This window comes from Alcanivorax sp. IL3 (assembly GCF_047495465.1).
Lineage (GTDB): Bacteria > Pseudomonadota > Gammaproteobacteria > Pseudomonadales > Alcanivoracaceae > Alcanivorax > Alcanivorax jadensis.
On sequence record NZ_CP179931.1, the window covers coordinates 3334745 to 3354326 of the forward strand.

Here is a 19582-nt window from a genome sequence, read left to right on the forward strand (position 1 = left end):
GGGAGGAAGACGGCAAGGCCAGAGAAGCTTGATTATCCTGCAGACGATTTCGCGTTTTCACGTGGTTCGCGGCGCAAGCTCCGCTCCTACTGCGGCTTCGTAGAAGGCCCTGGGGGAAACCCTCCTGCCCCCGGCGGAGTCAGACGCAGCACCTTGATCCCCAGCCAGGCATACACCAGCGCCAGCAGCGGGTTGATCAGGTTGAAGAACGCATAGAACAGATAGTCCGTCACCGGCACCAGCAGCACCGACTGCATATAGGCCCCGCAAGTATTCCAGGGAATCAGCGGGCTGGTGATGGTACCGCCATCCTCCAGGGCCCGGGACAGATTCACCGGCGCCAGCCCTTCCTTTTCATAGGCCTCGCGGAACATGCGCCCGGGCATGATGATGGAAATATACTGGTCCGCAGTGAGGATATTGCTGCCCAGACAGGTGGCCAGGGTAGCCGCAATCAATCCCGCCGCCCCCTTCACCGCGGCCAGCAAACCTTCGATCAGTCTGGCCAGCAAACCGGCATGCTCCATCACCGCCCCGAAGGTCATGGCGCAGAGAATCAGCCAGACCGTGTTGAGCATGGACGCCATGCCGCCACCGGACAGCAAATCATTGAGCGCCCCATCGCCAGTCTCCACCGTGATACCGCCATAAAAGGTCTGCCATACCACTTTCAGTGACGCCGCCAGATCCGCCTGCGCCCCCCCGCCTGGGCGGTAATGGCCTCGGGCTGGAACAACAGCGCCCAGACGCCACCCAGCAAAGCCCCCAGGAAGATCGCCGGCAGCGCCGGCATGCGCTTGAGCGCCAGCACCAGCAACACCAGCAGGGGAATCAGATGCAGAAAGGAGATATGAAACTGGTTATCCAAACCGGCCAGTAGCGGGCGGATGCGGTCCACCGTGTCACCGGCCACTTCCGCATTGAACCCCATGAACAGGAAAATCAGCAGCGCGATGACAATCGACGGCACCGTGGTCCACAGCATCAGGCGGATATGCTCGAACAGATCCGAGCCGGCCACCGCCGGTGCCAGGTTGGTGGTTTCCGACAGCGGCGAAATCTTGTCGCCGAAATAGGCGCCGGACACTACCGCCCCGGCAGCCACCGGCAACGACAACCCCAGACCGTTGGCCACCCCGATCAACGCCACCCCCACGGTGGCCGCCACCGTCCAGCTGGAACCAATACTCAGGGCGATAATGGCGCAGATCAGGCAGGCCGCTGCATAGAACAGGGCCGGGTTCATCAACTCCAGCCCGAAATAGATCAGCGACGGCACAATGCCGGCCAGCCGCCAGGTGCCGATCAAGGCCCCCACGCTGAGCAGAATCAGCACCGCGCCCAGGGCCACGGAAATCCCCTTGATCATGGCGGTTTCGATGTCCCGCCAGGACATCCCGTTCTTGAAGGCAATCAGCGAGGCCAGCCCGGCACACAGCAACAGGGCAATCTGGTTGGGCCCGGAAGAGGCACTGTCACCGAACAGGTACACCGCCGCCGCCAACAACGCCACCAGCACGACTATCGGCAGCAGGGCATCGAACAGGCTGGGGCGACGATGTGAAGAGGACTGTGTCATGGCAGGCTTACAGACGGCCGTCTGTCCGGTTGCTCTCTTTCCCGTTATGGGCCTTCGCCGGCGAGTAAGCACTTACCGGCGGCGCGAAAAGCGGCGCAGTCTACCAGCACGCTGGCGAAGGCGCATTGCCGGAGGTCGGCCTGCGGGGCGAGTGACGGGAAGCGCGTCTCGACATGCAAAACAAGACTTAGATTATCGCTCCCTGCAACTCGCCACTGGTAACTGACTCCCCCGCCCCGTGCGATTCACATGCCCATCGCACCCTGTTTTTTTATGCTGTCAGGCCTCGCCGGTCAGCTCTCTTACCAGAGTATGCCCGTTGGGCTCGCACAGGGCATTCTTGAGCACAGGCATGGCCTGGGCCATGTGCTGAGCCAGCGTGTAAGGCGGATTGATGACCAGCATGCCGGAGCCGGTCATGCCACGGCCGGAGGCATCCGGGCGCGGGCAACACTCCACTCGCAGCATATTGGGAATCTCCGCCTTGACGAAACGGCGGATGAAACTCTCGGTGCGGTTACGATCCAGCACCGGATACCAGATGGCATAGGTCGCAGTGGAGAAGCGCTCCATGGCCATCTGCAACGCCGGCAACAGGCCAAGGTAATCCGCTTCCATCTCATAGGAAGGATCGATCAGCACCAACCCCCGGCGATGCTGGGGCGGCAACATGGCCTTGAACCCCTGCCAGGCATCCAGCTTTTCCACACGCACCCGCTTGTCATCGGCAAAGCGACGCTGCAGCAACTCGAAATCGGTACTGTGCAGCTCGGAACACTGCAGCCGGTCCTGCTCGCGCAGCAGGCTGGCGCTGATCAGCGGCGAGCCCGGGTACTCGGTGAGCTTGCCCACCGGGTTGAGTTTTTTCACCAGCGCCACGTACTGGTCAATCACCCCTACACCGGTGCGGTTATCCAACAACCGGGCAATGCCGTCCCGGTATTCCCCGGTCTTCTGCATGTGATCACTGGCAATGGTATAGCTGCCGGCACCGGCATGGGTATCGTGCACCGTGAAGGGTTTGTCCTTCTTTTTCAGGTACTCGATGATCGCCACCTGGACGATGTGCTTGAGAACATCGGCAAAGTTGCCGGCGTGGTAGCTATGACGGTAAGACAACATGATCAGGGCCTGCGGGTATGTGGTGCCGCATTGTACACCCAACACCTCCTATGTAGGAGCGGCGCTTGAGCCGCGAATCTGCTTGCGAACACTTTCCCAGGTACGATTCGCGGCTCAAGCGCCGCTCCTACAGCAAGACCAAGGCGCCATCACCTGACGCCACCGGAATCCCGGAGTACAATGGCCTTTTTACCCGTACCGGACACCCCGCATGAACCTGCGCTTCACCAAAATGCACGGCCTGGGCAACGATTTCATGGTCATCGACGGCATCAGCCAGTCGCTGCCAGAAACCGGCGTACCCTTTTCCGCCGATGAGATCCGCCGCCTTGGCGACCGGCATTTCGGCGTGGGCTTTGACCAGCTGCTGATCGTGCAACCGGCCCGTTCCGCCGACGCGGATTTCCGTTACCGCATCCTCAATGCGGACGGCTCCGAGGTCAGCCAGTGTGGCAACGGCGCCCGTTGCTTTGCCCGCTTCGTGCGCGATCATGGGCTCACCGACAAGGCCGAAATCGTGGTGGAAACCGCCGACGGGCAGATGACCCTGACGGTGACCGACGACGAGCAGGTGACCGTGGACATGGGCGCACCGCGCTGGGCGCCGGAAGCGATTCCCCTGATCGCCAAGGGTGAACAGGACACCTATTTTCTGGTCGCGGGCAACAATGCCTACGAAGTCGGCGCCGTCGGCCTGGGCAATCCGCACTGTACCCTGCTGGTGGAGAATGTGGACACCGCCCCGGTGGACACCGTGGGGCCACTGCTGGAAAGCCACGAACAGTTCCCGGAACGAGTCAACGTGGGTTTCATGCAGATCGTCAGCCGCAATGAAATCCGCCTGCGCGTCTACGAACGAGGCGCCGGGGAAACCCTGGCCTGTGGCTCCGGCGCCTGCGCCGCAGTCGTGATCGGCCAGCGACGGGGTTTTCTGGATCAGGACGTGACCGTGCACCTGCCCGGAGGCACCTTGCAGATTCACTACTCAGGCCAGGGCGGTATCCGGATGACAGGCCCTGCCAGCCATGTCTATGATGGCAGCATTGATGTAACCAGCGCATAACTGCGGCGGAACAAGAAGGACGCAATCCCATGACGGAGAACACCAAAGCCAGCGCCGACCAGGTTGCCGCCTACCTGCGCGACAACCCGGACTACTTCCAGCATCGCCCGGAGCTGCTGGAATTGCTGCGCCTGCCGGACTCCAAGGGCGAGGCTGTCTCTCTGCTGGAACGCCAGGCGTCCATTCTCCGCGACCGTAATAACGAACTGCGTGACCGCCTCAACGGCCTGCTGGACGTGGCCCGGGAAAACGATCACCTGTTCGACAAGACCCGTCGTCTGACCCTGTCTCTGCTGGAAGCGCGAGGAGCCGAAAAACTGTTCCGCAACCTGCTCACCAGCCTCGGCGATGATTTCCACTGTGACCGGGTGGCGCTGATGCTCTACGACCGGGAACTGCCCATCCTTGGCGACCTGCGCAACCAGATTCGCTGTGTCGACAGCGACGCCCTGCCCAGCGCCCTCAACCACCTGCTGCGCAACGGCAAGGCGGTCTGCGGCGCCATGCGCGAAGAGGAAATGCAGGCCCTGTTCCAGGAGCACGCCACCGACATCCGCTCCGCCGCCATGGTACCGCTCGAGTACCAGGGCAAACTGGGCCTGCTGGCCATCGGCAGCAAAAGCGCCATGCACTTCCGCAGCTCCCTGGGCACCCTGTTCATTACCCACATCGGCCAGGTCCTCAGCCGCCGCCTGCACGAAGTCCTGCGGCAATACCCGCATCAGGCTGCCAAAAAGACCGGGGAAATCAATTGAGAATGGATAATTGATAATGGATAACGAACATCCAGCCGCTTCTGGCGCTATCAATTATCAATTATCAGTTATCAATTCGTTCCTAACCCATCTGGCCTCCGAGCGCCGCCTCTCCCCGCACACCGTCAGCAACTACCAGCGTGACCTGAAAGAAGCCCTCCGCCTCACCGGGCAGCGGGACTGGGCCACGCTCACCGTGCACGACATGCGCTCGCTGGTGGCCACCCTGCACCGGCAGGGAAAAGGCGGCAAGACCATTGCCCGCCTGCTGTCCACACTGCGCACCTTTTACAGTTATCTGATGCGAGAAGGGCTGGCCCGGGACAATCCGGCGGTGGATGTGCGGCCACCGAAAAGTGGCAAGCGCCTGCCCAAGGCCCTGGATGCGGACCAGGTGGGCCAGCTGCTGGACGCGGGTATGGAAAAAGGCGACCCGCTGAGCCTGCGCGACCAGGCCATCATGGAACTGTTCTACGCCTGCGGCCTGCGCCTGGCAGAACTGCTGAGCCTGAATCTGGACAGCCTGGATCTGAGTGCCGGCCAGCTGCTGGTCACTGGTAAAGGTAACAAGACCCGCCAGCTACCCATCGGCAAACCCGCCCTCACTGCCGTGCGCCGCTGGCTCAAGGCCCGCACCCTGTTCATCAAGGACAGCGAAGAAAAAGCGCTCTTCCTGAGCAAGAATGGCCGTCGACTGTCGCCCTCCAGCGTACAGCAACGCCTGAAACGCCATGCCCTGGAACGGGGCCTGGATGATCACCTGCACCCCCATAAACTACGGCATTCCTTTGCTACCCATTTGCTGGAATCCTCCGGCGACCTGCGCGCGGTACAGGAACTGCTGGGCCATGCAGATCTGGCCACCACCCAGGTCTACACTCACCTGGACTTCCAGCACCTGGCCCAGGTGTATGACGGCGCTCATCCAAGAGCGCAGCGCCGCAAGAGGGATGACGAGGAATCGTCCTGACGTCTGTCGCTCCCTGTAGGAGTTCCCTCCTAGGGGACGAACCTCGCGTAGCGAGGCGCCCGAAGGGGGATCATTGTTCAAGGCTCTATCGCGCCTAGATATCCCTGATCGCCCTATGGCCGATTCCGTGCTGCGCACGGTTCGCCCCCCTGGAAGGGAGCTCCTACAGCAGCTTCGTCGCCATGGTCGGGCCACAGCCCCTGCCATGCGTTACAATAGCGCCATGAGCCGACTCAAACTGATTACCTTTGATCTGGACAACACCCTCTGGCCGGTGGACGAAGTGATTCGCCGGGCGGAGAAGGCATGCAGTGACTGGATCATTGACCGCCACCCCGAAGCTGCCCAGGCGCTGAGCGCCGAGCGGGTACGCGCGGTACGCACGGCGCTACTGCGGGAGCGGCCGGATTATCTGGACAACCTGACAGCCCTGCGCCAGGACGCCATGGCCCGGGCCTTTACCGAGCATGGCTTCAGCACCAATGAGGCGCGCAAGATTGCCGAAGAAGCCTTTCTGGTTTTCCATCGCGCCCGTAATCAGGTGACGTTTTTCCCCGGTGCCCTGGGCGTGCTCGAACAACTGGCCGACAGCTATCAGCTGGGCGCCCTGACCAATGGCAACGCGGATCTGCAACAAATCGGCATCGCCGAGCTGTTCACCTTCCACCACTCCGCGGAAACCATCGGCAAGCGCAAGCCCGCACCGGACATGTTCCTGGCGGCACTGGCATCAGCAGGTGTCGACGCCAGCCAGGCCGTCCATGTGGGCGATCATCCCCTGGAGGATGTGCATGCCGCTCGCGAACACGGCATGCATGCCATCTGGGCCAACCTGATCGATCTGGACTGGCCGGTTGATCTGGCCCACCCCCGTCACCATATTCACAACCTTCACGAACTCCCGGACCTGGTACCCCTTTTCGATGACTAAGCGCGCGCAACTTGCCAACCTTCTGGACGATCTGCAAACCGAGCTGGACCAGCAGGGCCTGTGGGAACAACAGCCCCCGGCGCCCGCTGCCTTCGACAGCAGCACCCCCTTCTTTGCCGACACCATGGCTTTCAGCCAGTGGCTGCAGTGGGTATTTATCGGCCGCTTCCGCGCCATCCTCGACGCCGACCATCCCCTGCCCGGCCAGTGCGACGTGAGCCCCATGGCAGAAGAGGCTCTGAAGGGAATGGAGCAAGATGTCAGCGAGATCATTGATCTGCTCAAGCGTTTCGACGAGCACTTTTGAGGTAGTGGCAAGCGGCAACGCGCATCCGTAGGAGACTGCTTGCAGGCGAACCCACACACTGTAGGAGCGTCGCTGGCGGCGCGATTCAGGCCTTAGCGAGGATTTGAGATTCAATGTAGGAACGGAGCGTAGCGAAGTAACGCACGTAGTTCCGTGCGGCCCGAGGGGTGAGCGAAGCGAATAACACCCCTTGAGATGCGAACCGAGCGTAGCGAGGGGACAGAGACGAGGGCTGCTGCATTGTTTGAAACCTGTCGAGCTCTGATATCCCTGATCACCCTGCGGGCGATTTCCGCGCAAGCGCGGTTCGCACCTCAAGAGGTGCTCCTACAGCGACTGCGAAGAGAGCTCGGAGGTTGAGGAACTTTTAGCCTTTCCCAATCCAATCGAGCGCAGCTCGAGCTACCGAATCACGCTATCCCTTAATAACGCCCGCCAGTCTGACTCCGTTTCGCCAGCCGACAGTGTCCACAACCAGTTGCCGTTTTTATCCAGGGCTTCAAGGGCCGTGATCACCTGTCCCTCGCCGGGCTTTCGCAGACGCCACAGGCTGTGCATCTTTGCCATGTCCAGCGATATCAACGCGCCGTTGTGGGCCAGATGACAATGACTGCCCTGCCAGCGTGGCGACGACCAGGGTGCGGTCATACACAAACGCACCCCCTGGTTGCCAACACACAAGGTGGTCGCATTATCGCGATGTGATGCTTCCGCCAGCACCGCCGGCAGGGTTTCCGGGCGCACCATGCAGGCAAAGCTGTCACGCACCGACCGATACAGCACGGCGCGCTGGTTGTGGCAGCGCTGCAGCAGCTGGGAGAAATCCTCCTCGTCGGCACTGCCGGCCCAGTCCCGCTCCAGTTGCGATAGCGACCCTAACTCACCCGCCACAATGCGAGGCAGACCGGCAGGCGGATTCAGCGTCTGCTGATCCGGGTGCAGCATGGCACAGACCAGTTCCTCGAATGCCAGGCCACCACTGTCCGGCGCCACCGCCATCTGTTGCAGCGGTTGCCCCTGGCGGTCGAAAAACACCAGACTGCGGGCCGGCAAGGCGCCGGTGGGTTCCAGCACTGCCAGTACCGAATGCCATTGGGACACCTGCAGGCTTTGCCGTAACCGGCAACGGTCACCCACTGACTCCAGCCACCACTCGCCCTCATGGAAAGCCGGGTAGTGCATGTTCTGGGATACCCGGGAACCACTGGTAAAAGTCGTCACCACCAGGGAGCCAAGCCGGTACAGGGCCTTGAGAATGGCCAGCGGCTCGTCCTGCAATCGTAAAACCCGATCACCGAGGGCAGCGCCGCACTGACGAAGCAGAGGGGATGCCGCCGGCGCCGGGGACCACGCCATCACTGACATGCTACCTCCAGATCGCCGCACCACCGGTTAAGACACCTCTGGCGCCCTGTTCAGAAAGGGTTATTCAGAAGCGCCTAATGGTCGACGGTGCTTGTTATTAGGTGTGGAAAGCTGGCGGCGGCTGGCGATCCACGTCAGGGAGAAATTGAGACGCTGCATGCAACACGGGACACGCATCAACACGAAGAAATGCTTTTCATTGTGACTGGCCCCGCCCGGAAACCTGATACGCGTCCTGCTGGCCAGAAAATCTGAAAGCCGATACCGCGTTGTTGCGTATAGCGTGTTGCGCGCCGTGTTACTTGGTCAGAATTAGCCGATTATTGGAGGTACGTCGCAACTGGTAACGCTCACCGGCATGCTCAATCCAGAGCTTGCCCTGATGATTGAGCAGCAAGCTGCTGGCAACACTGCTTTCTGCATTGATCGCAACCCGGCGGGTAGTCTTGGTGACGTTCTTCTTGAGCTGAGTCATGCTGGCCTCCTTGTCTGTATATGAGAATCATTATCATTATTGATTGGAGGGCCGTCAATGCTCTTTCCTGATTTTCTGATGGGGGTCACAACGCAGCCCTGACGCAAGCCAGCGTTAATGGATCTTTCCACGTTAACCCTTCTCCCTTTCTGGCACCCGCCATCGGACTTCTGCGCGCTTTGTCTTTCTTTGTCCGCCATCCGGCAAGTGTTTTTACGTTCCCCTATCGAAAGCCCTGCACAACCGCGCTAGACTGAATTCATGAATACCGCGATGGCACACCCCATGACTGAATCCCCCCAGGAACGTCTGGCCGCTATCCTGGATAGCCACCAGCCTTCCTCCATTGTTACCGTCAGCCTCAACCCCATCCCCGTCGTCAGCCAATGGTGCAAGGACCACGACTGCAATCTGGTGGAAATCCAGGAGCAGGATCCCTTTGCGGCACTGGATGATATCGAGCGGGTAGATATGGCGATTGTGGCCGACCAGCTGGAGTACATGAGCCAGCGGGACGGCGAGGCACTGATGGGCCTGCTGCGAAACCTGCACACCGATTCCATGGTGGCGGTGTACCAGCCCACCCTGGCCCCGCAGAAACTACGCTGGCCCAGCAATGGATTTCTGGCACTGGGTTGCCGGGAACAGGGACACTTTGCCCAGGATGGCCGCGAGCTGAACATCTACAGCTACGACCTGGACAACTACAACTTTGAGCGCAAATGGAACAACCCGCGCTTCTGGGCCAACCCGGAAAACTGGGGCAAGTACTGGTGGTGACCCGGCTGTGCCGTAGGGTGGATTAGCCGAAGGCGTAATCCACAATCCTCCCTCTGCCGATAACTCAAGGGCATGGAGGAGCTAAACTCGCCGATCGGTGTTAATTGGGTTTCTCTTCACGGTGGTGGAAAGGTGGATTACGCCTTCGGCTAATTCACCCTACCTGCAACCAGCCCCACCACCATCAACGCCCCACTGACGAATATTGCCCCTTTCCCTGTGCACATCCCGCCCGCTGTGGTGAAATAGCGCCTTTCCCGCTACACCTTACAGCCAATATGATCAGCCAACGTTTTCGCGAAATTCTCTTTTTCTGGTGGCGCAACCTTGGCCCGATCTTTCTGGTCACCGCGCCGTTTGCCCTGCTCACCGAAGCCAGTCAATGGCTGTTTGGCCCCAGCTTTGTATTTCCGGAAGAGGCCGGCGGCGCCCTGCAGTTCAGCGGCATCAGCCTGGCCATTGTGCTGCTCAGCCGCCCCCTGGCCGAAGGCGCACTGATCGCTCAGCTCGCTGCCACCCGCACCGGCAAACCCGCAGGCCTGCTGCAATGCCTGGCCGCCGCCTTGCTGGTCTATCCAATGCTGCTGGCCACCTACGCCATCATGGCCGTTGGTGTCTCGCTGGGTTGGCTGGCATTTTTCTTCCCGGCGCTATGGGTCTACACCCGCCTGTGTTTCGCGCCTTTCCTGGTTGTCCTGAAACGCCGCAACCCCATTGACGCCCTGCGCCAATCCTTCGCCATGACAGAAGCCCAGCAGTGGCCGCTGATGCTGATACTGGTGCTGGTGTTTCTCGCCTACCTGATGATGAGCAGCATCCTGGCCAGCCTGGTGACCTCCGTCATCAGCCAGCCCCAGGCTACCGCCCTGCTAGTGGGCGTGCCGGTCAGCCTGATGAGCGCGCTGGTGAATGTGGCCGTGTTCCGCTATTGGGAAATGGCCCAGGACAGTGCCACCTAGTGGTGGCGGTAACGTTTTCACCACTTTCCCGCCACCGCCACCTGCCGCTGTTCTGCCCTGCCAGCGCTCTCCTTCCGGATACAACCGACACCGCCCGCTGACGTTTTGTCACCGACTTCGACCAAAGCCGCCATGGCAAGTGGCAGTTTTGATGGCATACTGCCCTGAAGAATAAACCAACCGGGGATATCTCGTGCCACAACACACTATGCATCTGAGCTGGAGCACCCACGGCGAGGATCACTACCTCTGGCACCTGGCCGATGGCAATGAAGTCCGTGTGGTGGATGGCCATCATGGTCAGCAGGAATTCATGGAACCGGAAGAGGCCTTTATTGCCTCCCTGGCCAGTTGTCACCTGCTGTCATTCCTCACCGAAGCCGCCCGCGAAGGCTTGTCCGTCACCAGCTACGATGATGCCCCCGAAGCCATCCTCGGCCAGAATGAAAAAGCGATGATCTATGTGCGGCAGGTATTGCTGCAGCCCCTGGCCACCTTCAGCGGCGAACAACCGGATGCTGGCAAGATCCAGGCCCTGCACCAGCGCGCCCACGAGAAATGCTTTATTGCGCAGTCTGTGAAGAGTGAAGTATTGATCAAGCCGAGGGGGTGAATCAGCTACGAGCTTCTAGCTGCGACGCGGATAAGGCAGAGCTAATCGATTGAGCCCGGTTTTATGTAGGAGCTATGCTTGCATGGCGAACCGGGAAACCAGGCCTGCCCGTCATTCTTTCTGAAACCTGTCGAGCCCTGATATCCCTGATCGCCCTCCGGTCGATTTCCGCGCAAGCGCGGTTCGCCATGCAAGCATAGCTCCTACAGCGGCTTCGTAGAGGTGCCTAGGTCAGCCCCCTATCCAACCGAGTGTAGCTCGCCCCTATTTCCTCTCGTACACCACGAACGAATAATCGTAGGGGTTCGGCCCTTCCGCCGGGAAATCCTCCCGGCCGATCTCTTTCCATTCAGACGTGTCGTATTCCGGGAACCAGGTATCCCCTTCCACTTCCGCATGGACTTCGGTGAGATAGAGCCGGTCCGTTTTCGGTAGCGCCAGCGCATAGATCTCTGAGCCACCCATCACCACCGCTTCGTCCTGTCCTTCGATAAAAGCCACGTTCTCCGCCATGGTCACCGCCTCTTCCAGCGTCGCCACCACCTTGGCGCCTTCTGCCTGAAAATCCGGCTGGCGGGTGATGACGATATTGGTGCGACCGGGTAACGGCTTACCCAGAGAGTCCCAGGTTTTGCGGCCCATGATCACTGGCTTGCCAAAGGTGACCTGCTTGAAGTACTTCAGGTCGTTGGGCAGATACCAGGGCAGCTTGTTATTGCGGCCGATCACATTATTGCTGGCCTTGGCGACCATCAGGGAAAGACGAATGGACATGCAAACCTCGCTGACACGCAGCACGCTTGCATGCACCACGCGTGTCGGCGTGTTGCGTGAAAGCGTGCAAGCGTTTTTCTAAATCGCCACCGGCGCCTTGATGTGGGCGTGGGGCTCGTAATCGCTCAGGGTGAAATCCTCGAAGGTAAAGGCAAACAGATCCTTCACCTCCGGGTTCAGGGTCATGGTAGGCAATGGGCGCGGGTCGCGGGCCAGCTGGGTATCCGCCTGCTCCAGATGATTGGAATACAGGTGCGCATCACCCAGGGTATGCACGAAATCGCCGGGCTCCAGACCACAGACCTGCGCCATCATCAACGTCAGCAACGCATAGGAGGCGATGTTGAACGGCACGCCCAGAAAGATATCGCCGCTGCGCTGATACAGCTGACAGCTCAACTTGCCGTCCGCCACATAGAACTGGAACAGGCAGTGGCACGGTGGCAGTGCCTGCTTGCCGGCAGCGGCATTGGCGTCCGGGGAAATGGACGGGTCCGGCAGCACCGCCGGGTTCCAGGCACTGACCACCAGGCGGCGGGAATCCGGGTTACGCTTGATCTCCGCCAGCACCTCGCTGATCTGGTCAATCACCTGGCCATCGTGGGTTTTCCAGCTACGCCACTGCTCGCCGTAGACCGGGCCCAGCTCACCTTCCGGGGTCGCCCATCCATCCCAGATCGACACTCCGTTTTCCTTCAGATAACGGATGTTGGTGTCGCCAGACAGAAACCACAGCAGCTCGTGAATGATGGAGCGCAGGTGCAGCTTCTTGGTGGTGACCATGGGGAAGCCTTCGCTCAGATCAAAACGCATCTGATGGCCGAACACCGCATAGGTGCCGGTACCGGTACGGTCTTCCTTGAAAGTGCCATGCTCACGCACCTGGCGCAGCAGATCGAGATATTGCTTCATGAACGACTCCCGGAAGGGGTGGTGGCGGCACGATCATCATGGCGGTAGGCCCACACCATCATGGCGGCACCGAGAAGTATCATCGGGATGCTCAACAACATCCCCATGGTCAGCCAGCCACCGCTCAGGTAACCGAGGTGGGCATCCGGTTCACGGAAAAACTCCACAAAGGTTCGGCCCAGACCATAGCCAACCCCGAACAGCCCGGTCACCGCCCCGGCCGGCCGCGGCTTCGCCGAATAGAACCACAACACGAGAAACAGCAGCACCCCTTCCAGGGCAAACTCGTACAGCTGGGAAGGGTGCCGTGGCAGGCGGTCCGGATCGGTGGGAAACACCATGGCCCAGGGCGCATCACTGGTGCGACCCCACAGCTCTGCATTGATGAAATTACCCAGGCGTCCGGTGGCCAGGCCGATCGGCACCATGGGCACCATGAAATCTGCCACCTGGAAAAACCGCTTGTTGATCTTGCGGCCGAACAACCAGAACGCCACCAGCACCCCGATGGCGCCACCGTGGAAGCTCATACCGCCGTCCCACAGCTTGAACAGCCAGATCGGATCATCGAGAAACTTGCCGAAATTATAGAACAGCACATAGCCCAGCCGGCCACCTAGGATCACCCCCATGGCGCCGTAGAAGACCAGATCGCCCACCTGGTCCTTGGTCCAGCCGGAGTTCGGTTGTTTGGCGCGGTATACCCCCAGCAACCAGGCGGCGGCAAAGCCGATCATGTACATCAGGCCGTACCAGTGCACCTGAAGGGGACCAATGGCAATCGCCACCGGATCAATCTGCGGAAATTCCATAATGCCTATCCCAAAACCAGCCTGAGGCCGATGACAAACAACACCACCGCGAACACCTTTTTCAGCATCGCTGAAGGAAGCCGGTGGCTGAGTCGCGCCGCCAGTCGCGCGAACGGAAAACTGGTGAGCACTATACCGGCTGTGGCCGGCAAAAACACATAACCCAGCGCCCCCTCGGGGAGCCGGGTTTCCTGCCAGCCGGCCAACGCAAAACCCAGGGTGCCGGCAATGGCGATGGGCAGACCGCAGGCGGAAGCGATGGCCACCGCCTCCTGCATTTTCAGCCGGCACCAGCTTAGGAACGGCACCGTCAACGAACCGCCGCCAATACCAAAAATGGCGGACCCGGTACCGATCAACACCCCGGCCACACCCAACCCCACCGCCCCCGGCACCCGTTCCGGCAGGTTGCCGTCTGGCGCTTTGCGGCCCGTCAGTGCCATCTGCAAGGCAATCACCATGGCAAACAGACCAAACAACCGGGTCAGCAGTTCCCCTTTCATGGCATCGGCAATAAAGGCACCCGCGAAGGCCCCCAGCACAATGCCCACGCCCAGCCGCAACACCACCGGCCAGCGCACAAAGCCGGCCTTGTGATGGGTACGCACCGCGCTGATAGAGGTGATCATGATGGTGCTCAGAGAGGTGGCCACCGCCATCTTCGCCACCAGATCAGCGGGGAAACCGAGCCCGTGAAACAGAAAGATCAGCGCCGGCACAATCACCACACCACCGCCCAGGCCCAGCGCCCCGGCCAGCAGCCCGGCACCCACACCAACCCCCAGACAAATCAGAAACAGTTCCCACATTGGCCAGCCCTTAGCGCCGGTTCATAATCTATACGCAAGGCAGGTATGCTAGCACGCTACAAGTGCCACACGCTGGCGGGATTACCCTTCCCGTTGGAGCCTTGCTAGCAAGGCGAAGGCACCAGCCCATACCCTTTATTGACTGGCAACATTCATGTGCATTGTGCTTTTCGACTGGCAACCAGATTCAGCTACCCCCTTGCGGATGGCCGCCAACCGGGATGAATTCCACGCCCGCCCCGCCGAGCCCGCCCGCTGGCGTGGCGATATCTTCTGTGGTCTGGACTTGACCGCCGGCGGTACCTGGCTGGGCATCCACCGCAATGGCCGTGTCGCCGTGGTCACCAACTACCGCGAGCCCATCGCCGGCCGACAAAGCGGCGAACGCTCCCGGGGCCTGCTGCCCCTGGCCTTCCTGGAAGGCAGCCAGTCGCCGGAACAGTTCTGCCGGGAACTGGCCGAACAACAGCACCACTACGGCGCCTTCAACCTGCTGGTAGGCACCCCCGACAGCCTCTGGTACCTGGGCAACCGCGGCGGCGCTCCGCAAGCGGTCACCCCCGGCATTCACGGCCTGTGCAACGGCCTGCTGGACGATCCCTGGCCCAAGGTGCAACGGGCCAAACAACATCTGGCCAACGCCATCACCGCCGACTGCAGCACAGAACAGCTCATGGAAGTGGTCGACGACCACTTCCAGCCCCCGGACAGCGAACTTCCCGACACCGGCGTCGGTCTGGACCTGGAACGTCTGGTGGCCCCGGTCTTTATCCAGTCCCCCACCTACGGCACCCGCGCCAGCAGTGTGGTCGAACTGCATCGCGACCGTGACCCGATCATGCTGGAACAGGGCTGGCTGCCGGACGGCTCAGCCAGCGGATCTCTGCAGCGCAGTTAACCCTGACTACGCAGATCCGTTACTGCCCCAACATCAGCCCCGCATAAAACCGCACCATGTGCGGATACTGCTTGCGGGGCAGGCGTTCGTTGTGGCCGTGGAAACGGGCCAGATCGTCCTGGCCCAGGGAGACCGGCATAAAGCGGAATACCTGGTCGGACAGGTGCTGGTAGTGACGGGCATCGGTGCCGGCGATAAGCAGGTAGGGGGCCACCACCGGCTGTTCCGGTAACGCCCGCGCCAGCGCGGCCAGTCGATCGAAGCTGGCGGAGGGGATGTCGGTGACGGCGGATGGATCGGACAGGAAAGCGCCCTTCGAGGTGACGCTGATATTGTCCGGTAATTCGTTTTGCAGATAGGCCCTTAGACTGTCGCGGGTTTCTCCTGGCGCAAGCCGGAAGTTCAGAGTGGCGTTGGCGGTAGCCGGCAGCACATTTTCCTTTACCCCGGCCTCCAGCAAGGTGGGCGCCATGGTGGTGCGCAGCAGGGCATTGGTTTCCGGTTTGCCTTCCAGCTGGCGAATAATCAGCGGCTCGAACAGCCACAGATTGGCAAACACCAGCCGCTTGGCAAACGATTGATGAGGCGCCACCTGTTCCAGCATCTGCCGGGTGGGCAGACTCAAAGATGCCGGTCTGGGGTGCGTCTGCAAGTGATGAATCGCCGCAGCCAGATCACCGATGGCCGTTCTCTCCGGCGGCCGGGAGGAATGCCCCGGTTCAGCTTCCGCCTGCAGTTCCACTGTCATGTAACCCTTCTCGGCAATCCCCATTAACGCCACCGGACGATCCATACCCAGGGTGCTGCCCGGCAGCATCATGCCTCCCTCATCCAGAATCAGGGCAAACCGCAGGTTCTGCTGTTCCAGCCAGGCAGCCATTTTCACCGCGCCCTCGCGGCCACCGATTTCCTCATCGTGACCGAACGCCAGATACACATCACAGGCGGGAGCCTGACCGCTTTGCAGCAAGGCTTCCGTGGCTTCCAGAATCGCCATCAGGCTGCCCTTGTCATCCAGGGCACCGCGGCCCCAGACAAAGTCGTCATCAACGACGCCGGCAAAAGGAGGCTTCTGCCATTTTTCCGGGGAGGACACTGGCACCACATCCTGATGGGCCAGCAGCAATTGTGGCGGGCAGTCGTTCTTGCTGTCCCAGTGATACAGCAGACTATGGCCGAAGGCCTTTAACGAAAGGGTCTGGTGGGTCAGCGGAAAGCTGTCGCGCAGAAAATCATGGAAGCCGACGAAGGCATCCGGCTGGTCCGGCAGGGTGGGAAAACGCAGAGCCGCGGCCAACCGCCCAACCATGGCGTCTTCATCCATGGCTTGCGGCAAATCGGGCAGCTCGGCAACGCGGCTGTCTGCCTGCGGCAAGGTCAGGGTGTGATAGAGCAGCACCGCGAGCAGGATAAGCACAGCTAGCGCCAGCAATTGCAGCAAGCGTTTCATGTTCAGCCCTCACGTCTTGTTGTTCTGACAGGCTCGCTGTTTCGTCAGACCAGCGCCTTGCGATTGCGCAGCAGCTCGCCCAGCCCAGCCTTGTCCAATTGCAGGTCCACGTAGGCGGCGATGACTTCGCCGTTGTCCATGGCCAGCACTTCGTTGAGCAACTGGCGGGTAAAGCTGGCTTTGACCTGGCGGACGGCGGCTTTCACCTTGAGCAGGTTGGAGGCATTCATGGACAGAGCGTTAACGCCCATGGCCATCAACAGCAACGCCGAGCCCACTTCCCCGGCCATCTCCCCGCACACGGATACCGGCACGCCTTCCTCATGAGCCTGCTCGACCACATGCAAAATGGCATGCAGCACCGCCGGGTGATAGGAGTTGTACAGGGATGCCACCTGACGGTTGTTGCGGTCCACCGCCAACAGGTACTGGGTCAGGTCGTTGGTGCCGATGGACAGAAAGTCGACTCGCTGTGCCAGCGCCCGGGCCTGGTAGACGGCCGCGGGGACTTCGATCATCACCCCCACCTGAGGCATGGCAATGTCGAGGCCTTCATCACGAACTTCCAGCCAGGCACGGTGAATCAGATGCTGGGCTTCTTCCGCCTCGATCACACTGGTGACCATGGGCAGCATGATGCGCAGGTTGTCCAGGCCGTCGCTGGCCTTGAGCATGGCCCGCACCTGCACCATGAAAATTTCCGGGTGATCCAGGGTGACGCGGATACCCCGCCAACCCAGGAAGGGGTTTTCCTCTTCGATGGGGAAATAGCTCAGCGATTTGTCGCCACCGATATCCAGGGTGCGCATGGTCACCGGGTGCGGCGCAAAGGCGGCAAGCTGCTCCCGGTAGATCACCCGCTGCTCCTCTTCAGAAGGAAAGCGGTCGCGGACCATGAAGGGAATTTCCGTGCGATACAGCCCCACCCCTTCGGCACCACGCTCGATGGAGCGGTTGATGTCGGTCATCAGGCCGGTGTTCACCTGCAGGGGAATGCGGACACCGTCCAGGGTTTCTGCCGGTTCATCGCGCAGCTTTTCCAGGCCCGCTTGGAGATTGGCCTCCTCGGCGATGATTTCTTCGAACTGCTCCTTGAGCTCCGGTGAGGCATTGGCCACCACCCGGCCACGGAAACCATCAACGATGATTTCCTTGTCATCCATCTTCTTGAGCGGCAGGTTCTGGGCTCCCACCACGGTGGGGATGCCCATGGCGCGGGCGACGATGGCCATGTGTGAGTTGCGCGAGCCACGGGTCGTCACGATGCCGCGAATCCGCTCGCGGGGAACTTCCATCAGCATGGGCGCGGAAATATCTTCGCCCAACAGAATACAGTCATCCGGGAACACGATATGCCGGCGGTTCTGGCTCTGCAGTTGCGCCAGTACCCGTCGCCCCAGATCGCGCACATCCGCCGCCCGTTCGCGCAGATAGGGGTCATCCATCATCTCGAAGTTGCGCACGTGGGCATCCACCACGGTGCGCAGGGCCCCCTGGGCCCACTGGCCCTCGCGAATATGCACAATCACTTCGGCGGGTAACGCATGCCGATCCAGCATGCGCAGATAAACATCAAACAACGCCTGCTCTTCGGTCCCCAGGCTCTTGGACGCTCGCTCGGCCAAGTCTCGCACTTCCTGACGTACGCGCACCAGCGCATCATCCAGGCGGGCGATTTCCGCGCTGACATCTTCCACCTGACGATCCGGCACGGCAGACAGATCCGCCGCCGGGAACAACAGCACGCCGAAGCCGATGGCCGCACCAGGGCAGCCGGGCAGACCATCATAAAAACTGGGCAGGTCCGGCCCTCCCGGATCCAGCTGATCGAACAGCACCCCGGAGGCATGGGCGTGGGCAATCACCGCCGACAACTGGGCGGAGATAGTCACCAGAAAGGCTTCTTCACTCTGATCGAAACGGCGCACATCACGCTGCTGCACCACCATCACCCCGAGCACCTTGCCATGATGCATCACCGGCACGCCGAGAAAGGCGTGAAACGGATCTTCGCCGGTTTCCGCCAGGTAATGGAATTTGGGATGGCTGAAGGCATCTTCCAGGTTCACCGGCTCTTCGCGCAGGCCTACCTGACCCACCAGGCCTTCCGACAGCCCCAGACTGACATGACCCACCGCTTCCTGCTTGAGGCCTTCGGATGCCATCAACACATAACGCTGCTCTTCTTCGTGACGTAGATAAATGGAGCACACCTCGGTGCCCATGGCATCACGAACCCGCTTGGCCATCAGGTTCAGCGCGGAGGGGATATCCGCCGCGTTGTTCACTTCCTGGACAATGCGTCGCAGGGTATCAAGCATTGGGGTTGTCTCCCGGTGAAATCCGGTTCTTTTCCTGCTCTTCCCGTTCCCCCTTCAGGGCCGGGGCAAGTTCGCGCAGGGCGCGGGCATAAACGCCGCGTTTGAAATGCACCACCTTGCGAATCGGATACCAGTAATTGACCCAGCGCCAGGCCTTGAATTCAGGGCTGTCGCTGGCGAACAGATCAATGGCTGCCTCTTCCGCCGTCAGCCGCAGCAGAAACCACTTCTGCCGCTGACCAATACAATGGGGACGATTGCGAGGCCGACGCAAAAAGCGGCGCGGCAGACGATAGGTCAGCCACCCTTCAGTGCTGGCCACAATCTCCACATGTTCACGACGCAGACCGACCTCTTCTTCCAGCTCGCGAAAAAGCGTTTCCTCCGGGGTTTCTCCGGGCATCATGCCCCCTTGGGGAAACTGCCAGGCATCGCGGTTACCCACGCGGCGACCCCAGAATACCCGGCCATCCTCGCCGGCAATGATAATCCCGACGTTCAGCCGGAATCCCTTTTCATCAATAATGCCTGTCATGGTGTCTCTGCGAGCCGGCACACCATTGCCGACTCTGGCTCCTTGTTGGCCCATTAAACCTTGCCGGGCAACCCGCAATCAATGCACAACCGTGCAACATCTGGTCCAGAAACGCTGACAGCAAGACGCCAGGCCGCCTGGCCACTCCCTAT

At 60.8% G+C, this 19582-nt stretch carries 21 protein-coding genes; 9 read left to right on the top strand and 12 right to left on the bottom strand.

Annotation, left to right across the window (positions count from 1 at the left end; genetic code table 11):
• Positions 1–86 precede the first annotated feature (86 nt).
• The 3 genes from ACMG4M_RS15495 to ACMG4M_RS15505 all read right to left on the bottom strand — a co-directional run bounded on the left by ACMG4M_RS15495 (position 87) and on the right by ACMG4M_RS15505 (position 2701).
• Positions 87–668 (bottom strand): Na+/H+ antiporter NhaC family protein, encoded by a 582-nt coding sequence (locus ACMG4M_RS15495; protein ID WP_414430352.1) that lies wholly within the window; start codon positions 666–668, stop codon positions 87–89.
• A gap of 2 nt (positions 669–670) precedes the next feature.
• Positions 671–1579, bottom strand: coding sequence for a Na+/H+ antiporter NhaC family protein (locus ACMG4M_RS15500; RefSeq protein ID WP_414430353.1), 909 nt, complete (start codon positions 1577–1579; stop codon positions 671–673).
• 279 nt (positions 1580–1858) lie between these two features.
• Entirely contained in the window at positions 1859–2701 is an 843-nt protein-coding gene (locus ACMG4M_RS15505) for a 23S rRNA (adenine(2030)-N(6))-methyltransferase RlmJ (protein WP_272998514.1), read from the bottom strand.
• A 211-nt stretch (positions 2702–2912) separates the two neighbouring features.
• On the opposite strand from ACMG4M_RS15505, the gene dapF reads away from it, so the two are divergent.
• The 5 genes from dapF to ACMG4M_RS15530 all read left to right on the top strand — a co-directional run bounded on the left by dapF (position 2913) and on the right by ACMG4M_RS15530 (position 6727).
• Positions 2913–3764 (top strand): diaminopimelate epimerase, encoded by an 852-nt coding sequence (dapF, locus tag ACMG4M_RS15510; protein WP_414430354.1) that lies wholly within the window; start codon positions 2913–2915, stop codon positions 3762–3764.
• 29 nt (positions 3765–3793) lie between these two features.
• Complete coding sequence (locus ACMG4M_RS15515; protein ID WP_272998513.1) at positions 3794–4519, top strand: DUF484 family protein; 726 nt, start codon at positions 3794–3796, stop codon at positions 4517–4519.
• Between the two features lie 16 nt (positions 4520–4535).
• Positions 4536–5489, top strand: coding sequence for a tyrosine recombinase XerC (xerC, locus tag ACMG4M_RS15520; RefSeq protein WP_414430355.1), 954 nt, complete (start codon positions 4536–4538; stop codon positions 5487–5489).
• 115 nt (positions 5490–5604) lie between these two features.
• Positions 5605–6420 carry an HAD family hydrolase gene (locus tag ACMG4M_RS15525; RefSeq protein WP_414430356.1) on the top strand — a complete coding sequence of 272 codons (816 nt, stop codon included), beginning with the start codon at positions 5605–5607 and terminating at the stop codon, positions 6418–6420.
• Positions 6413–6727 carry a YqcC family protein gene (locus ACMG4M_RS15530; protein ID WP_035245283.1) on the top strand — a complete coding sequence of 105 codons (315 nt, stop codon included), beginning with the start codon at positions 6413–6415 and terminating at the stop codon, positions 6725–6727. The genes ACMG4M_RS15525 and ACMG4M_RS15530 overlap by 8 nt, the downstream gene beginning before the upstream one ends.
• A gap of 402 nt (positions 6728–7129) precedes the next feature.
• Here the strand turns inward: ACMG4M_RS15530 and ACMG4M_RS15535 are convergent, their stop codons facing one another.
• On the bottom strand, positions 7130–8092 hold the full coding sequence (locus ACMG4M_RS15535) for a ChuX/HutX family heme-like substrate-binding protein (protein WP_272998511.1): 963 nt from the start codon (positions 8090–8092) through the stop codon (positions 7130–7132).
• Between the two features lie 298 nt (positions 8093–8390).
• The gene (gene hemP, locus ACMG4M_RS15540; RefSeq protein WP_414430357.1) at positions 8391–8567 is read right to left on the bottom strand and encodes a hemin uptake protein HemP; all 177 of its coding nucleotides are present in this window, start codon (positions 8565–8567) and stop codon (positions 8391–8393) included.
• Between the two features lie 285 nt (positions 8568–8852).
• On the opposite strand from hemP, the gene ACMG4M_RS15545 reads away from it, so the two are divergent.
• The 3 genes from ACMG4M_RS15545 (at position 8853) to ACMG4M_RS15555 (ending at position 10919) form a co-directional block, all read left to right on the top strand.
• Positions 8853–9347, top strand: coding sequence for a DUF6231 family protein (locus ACMG4M_RS15545; protein ID WP_232221997.1), 495 nt, complete (start codon positions 8853–8855; stop codon positions 9345–9347).
• 278 nt (positions 9348–9625) lie between these two features.
• A complete protein-coding gene (locus ACMG4M_RS15550) occupies positions 9626–10306 on the top strand; it encodes a hypothetical protein (RefSeq protein WP_035245290.1) in 681 nt (226 codons plus the stop codon).
• A 193-nt stretch (positions 10307–10499) separates the two neighbouring features.
• A complete protein-coding gene (locus ACMG4M_RS15555; RefSeq protein ID WP_232221999.1) occupies positions 10500–10919 on the top strand; it encodes an OsmC family protein in 420 nt (139 codons plus the stop codon).
• Positions 10920–11183: 264 nt separating this feature from the next.
• On the opposite strand, the gene ACMG4M_RS15560 is transcribed toward ACMG4M_RS15555, so the two are convergent.
• The 4 genes from ACMG4M_RS15560 to ACMG4M_RS15575 form a co-directional block, all read right to left on the bottom strand.
• Positions 11184–11693, bottom strand: coding sequence for a dihydrofolate reductase (locus ACMG4M_RS15560; protein ID WP_035245295.1), 510 nt, complete (start codon positions 11691–11693; stop codon positions 11184–11186).
• A 78-nt stretch (positions 11694–11771) separates the two neighbouring features.
• Positions 11772–12605: a thymidylate synthase gene (locus tag ACMG4M_RS15565; protein ID WP_035245297.1), complete on the bottom strand. Its 834-nt coding sequence runs from the start codon at positions 12603–12605 to the stop codon at positions 11772–11774.
• Positions 12602–13417: a prolipoprotein diacylglyceryl transferase gene (gene lgt, locus ACMG4M_RS15570; RefSeq protein WP_414430358.1), complete on the bottom strand. Its 816-nt coding sequence runs from the start codon at positions 13415–13417 to the stop codon at positions 12602–12604. The genes ACMG4M_RS15565 and lgt overlap by 4 nt, the downstream gene beginning before the upstream one ends.
• A gap of 5 nt (positions 13418–13422) precedes the next feature.
• On the bottom strand, positions 13423–14226 hold the full coding sequence (locus ACMG4M_RS15575) for a sulfite exporter TauE/SafE family protein (RefSeq protein WP_414430360.1): 804 nt from the start codon (positions 14224–14226) through the stop codon (positions 13423–13425).
• 154 nt (positions 14227–14380) lie between these two features.
• On the opposite strand from ACMG4M_RS15575, the gene ACMG4M_RS15580 reads away from it, so the two are divergent.
• The gene (locus tag ACMG4M_RS15580; protein ID WP_272998507.1) at positions 14381–15124 is read left to right on the top strand and encodes an NRDE family protein; all 744 of its coding nucleotides are present in this window, start codon (positions 14381–14383) and stop codon (positions 15122–15124) included.
• A 19-nt stretch (positions 15125–15143) separates the two neighbouring features.
• Here the strand turns inward: ACMG4M_RS15580 and ACMG4M_RS15585 are convergent, their stop codons facing one another.
• Genes ACMG4M_RS15585 through ACMG4M_RS15595 form a run of 3 tightly spaced genes read right to left on the bottom strand, consistent with a single transcriptional unit; the run spans position 15144 to position 19421 of the window.
• Positions 15144–16574 carry a M20/M25/M40 family metallo-hydrolase gene (locus ACMG4M_RS15585; RefSeq protein ID WP_272998505.1) on the bottom strand — a complete coding sequence of 477 codons (1431 nt, stop codon included), beginning with the start codon at positions 16572–16574 and terminating at the stop codon, positions 15144–15146.
• A 44-nt stretch (positions 16575–16618) separates the two neighbouring features.
• Positions 16619–18895, bottom strand: coding sequence for a phosphoenolpyruvate--protein phosphotransferase (gene ptsP / locus ACMG4M_RS15590; RefSeq protein ID WP_035245304.1), 2277 nt, complete (start codon positions 18893–18895; stop codon positions 16619–16621).
• Positions 18888–19421 (bottom strand): RNA pyrophosphohydrolase, encoded by a 534-nt coding sequence (locus ACMG4M_RS15595; RefSeq protein ID WP_414431145.1) that lies wholly within the window; start codon positions 19419–19421, stop codon positions 18888–18890. Before ACMG4M_RS15595 ends, ptsP begins: the two co-directional genes overlap by 8 nt.
• Positions 19422–19582: the final 161 nt, after the last annotated feature.

What these genes read in the sequence shown, in the direction of transcription:
- ACMG4M_RS15500 (WP_414430353.1), bottom strand. Translation starts at nt 1,579, where the DNA reads ATGACACAGTCCTCTTCACATCGTCGCCCCAGCCTGTTCGATGCCCTG.
- ACMG4M_RS15505 (WP_272998514.1), bottom strand. Translation starts at nt 2,701, where the DNA reads ATGTTGTCTTACCGTCATAGCTACCACGCCGGCAACTTTGCCGATGTT.
- dapF (WP_414430354.1), top strand. Translation starts at nt 2,913, where the DNA reads ATGAACCTGCGCTTCACCAAAATGCACGGCCTGGGCAACGATTTCATG.
- ACMG4M_RS15515 (WP_272998513.1), top strand. Translation starts at nt 3,794, where the DNA reads ATGACGGAGAACACCAAAGCCAGCGCCGACCAGGTTGCCGCCTACCTG.
- xerC (WP_414430355.1), top strand. Translation starts at nt 4,536, where the DNA reads ATGGATAACGAACATCCAGCCGCTTCTGGCGCTATCAATTATCAATTA.
- ACMG4M_RS15525 (WP_414430356.1), top strand. Translation starts at nt 5,605, where the DNA reads ATGGCCGATTCCGTGCTGCGCACGGTTCGCCCCCCTGGAAGGGAGCTC.
- ACMG4M_RS15530 (WP_035245283.1), top strand. Translation starts at nt 6,413, where the DNA reads ATGACTAAGCGCGCGCAACTTGCCAACCTTCTGGACGATCTGCAAACC.
- ACMG4M_RS15535 (WP_272998511.1), bottom strand. Translation starts at nt 8,092, where the DNA reads ATGTCAGTGATGGCGTGGTCCCCGGCGCCGGCGGCATCCCCTCTGCTT.
- hemP (WP_414430357.1), bottom strand. Translation starts at nt 8,567, where the DNA reads ATGACTCAGCTCAAGAAGAACGTCACCAAGACTACCCGCCGGGTTGCG.
- ACMG4M_RS15545 (WP_232221997.1), top strand. Translation starts at nt 8,853, where the DNA reads ATGACTGAATCCCCCCAGGAACGTCTGGCCGCTATCCTGGATAGCCAC.
- ACMG4M_RS15550 (WP_035245290.1), top strand. Translation starts at nt 9,626, where the DNA reads ATGATCAGCCAACGTTTTCGCGAAATTCTCTTTTTCTGGTGGCGCAAC.
- ACMG4M_RS15560 (WP_035245295.1), bottom strand. Translation starts at nt 11,693, where the DNA reads ATGTCCATTCGTCTTTCCCTGATGGTCGCCAAGGCCAGCAATAATGTG.
- ACMG4M_RS15565 (WP_035245297.1), bottom strand. Translation starts at nt 12,605, where the DNA reads ATGAAGCAATATCTCGATCTGCTGCGCCAGGTGCGTGAGCATGGCACT.
- lgt (WP_414430358.1), bottom strand. Translation starts at nt 13,417, where the DNA reads ATGGAATTTCCGCAGATTGATCCGGTGGCGATTGCCATTGGTCCCCTT.
- ACMG4M_RS15575 (WP_414430360.1), bottom strand. Translation starts at nt 14,226, where the DNA reads ATGTGGGAACTGTTTCTGATTTGTCTGGGGGTTGGTGTGGGTGCCGGG.
- ACMG4M_RS15580 (WP_272998507.1), top strand. Translation starts at nt 14,381, where the DNA reads ATGTGCATTGTGCTTTTCGACTGGCAACCAGATTCAGCTACCCCCTTG.
- ACMG4M_RS15585 (WP_272998505.1), bottom strand. Translation starts at nt 16,574, where the DNA reads ATGAAACGCTTGCTGCAATTGCTGGCGCTAGCTGTGCTTATCCTGCTC.
- ptsP (WP_035245304.1), bottom strand. Translation starts at nt 18,895, where the DNA reads ATGCTTGATACCCTGCGACGCATTGTCCAGGAAGTGAACAACGCGGCG.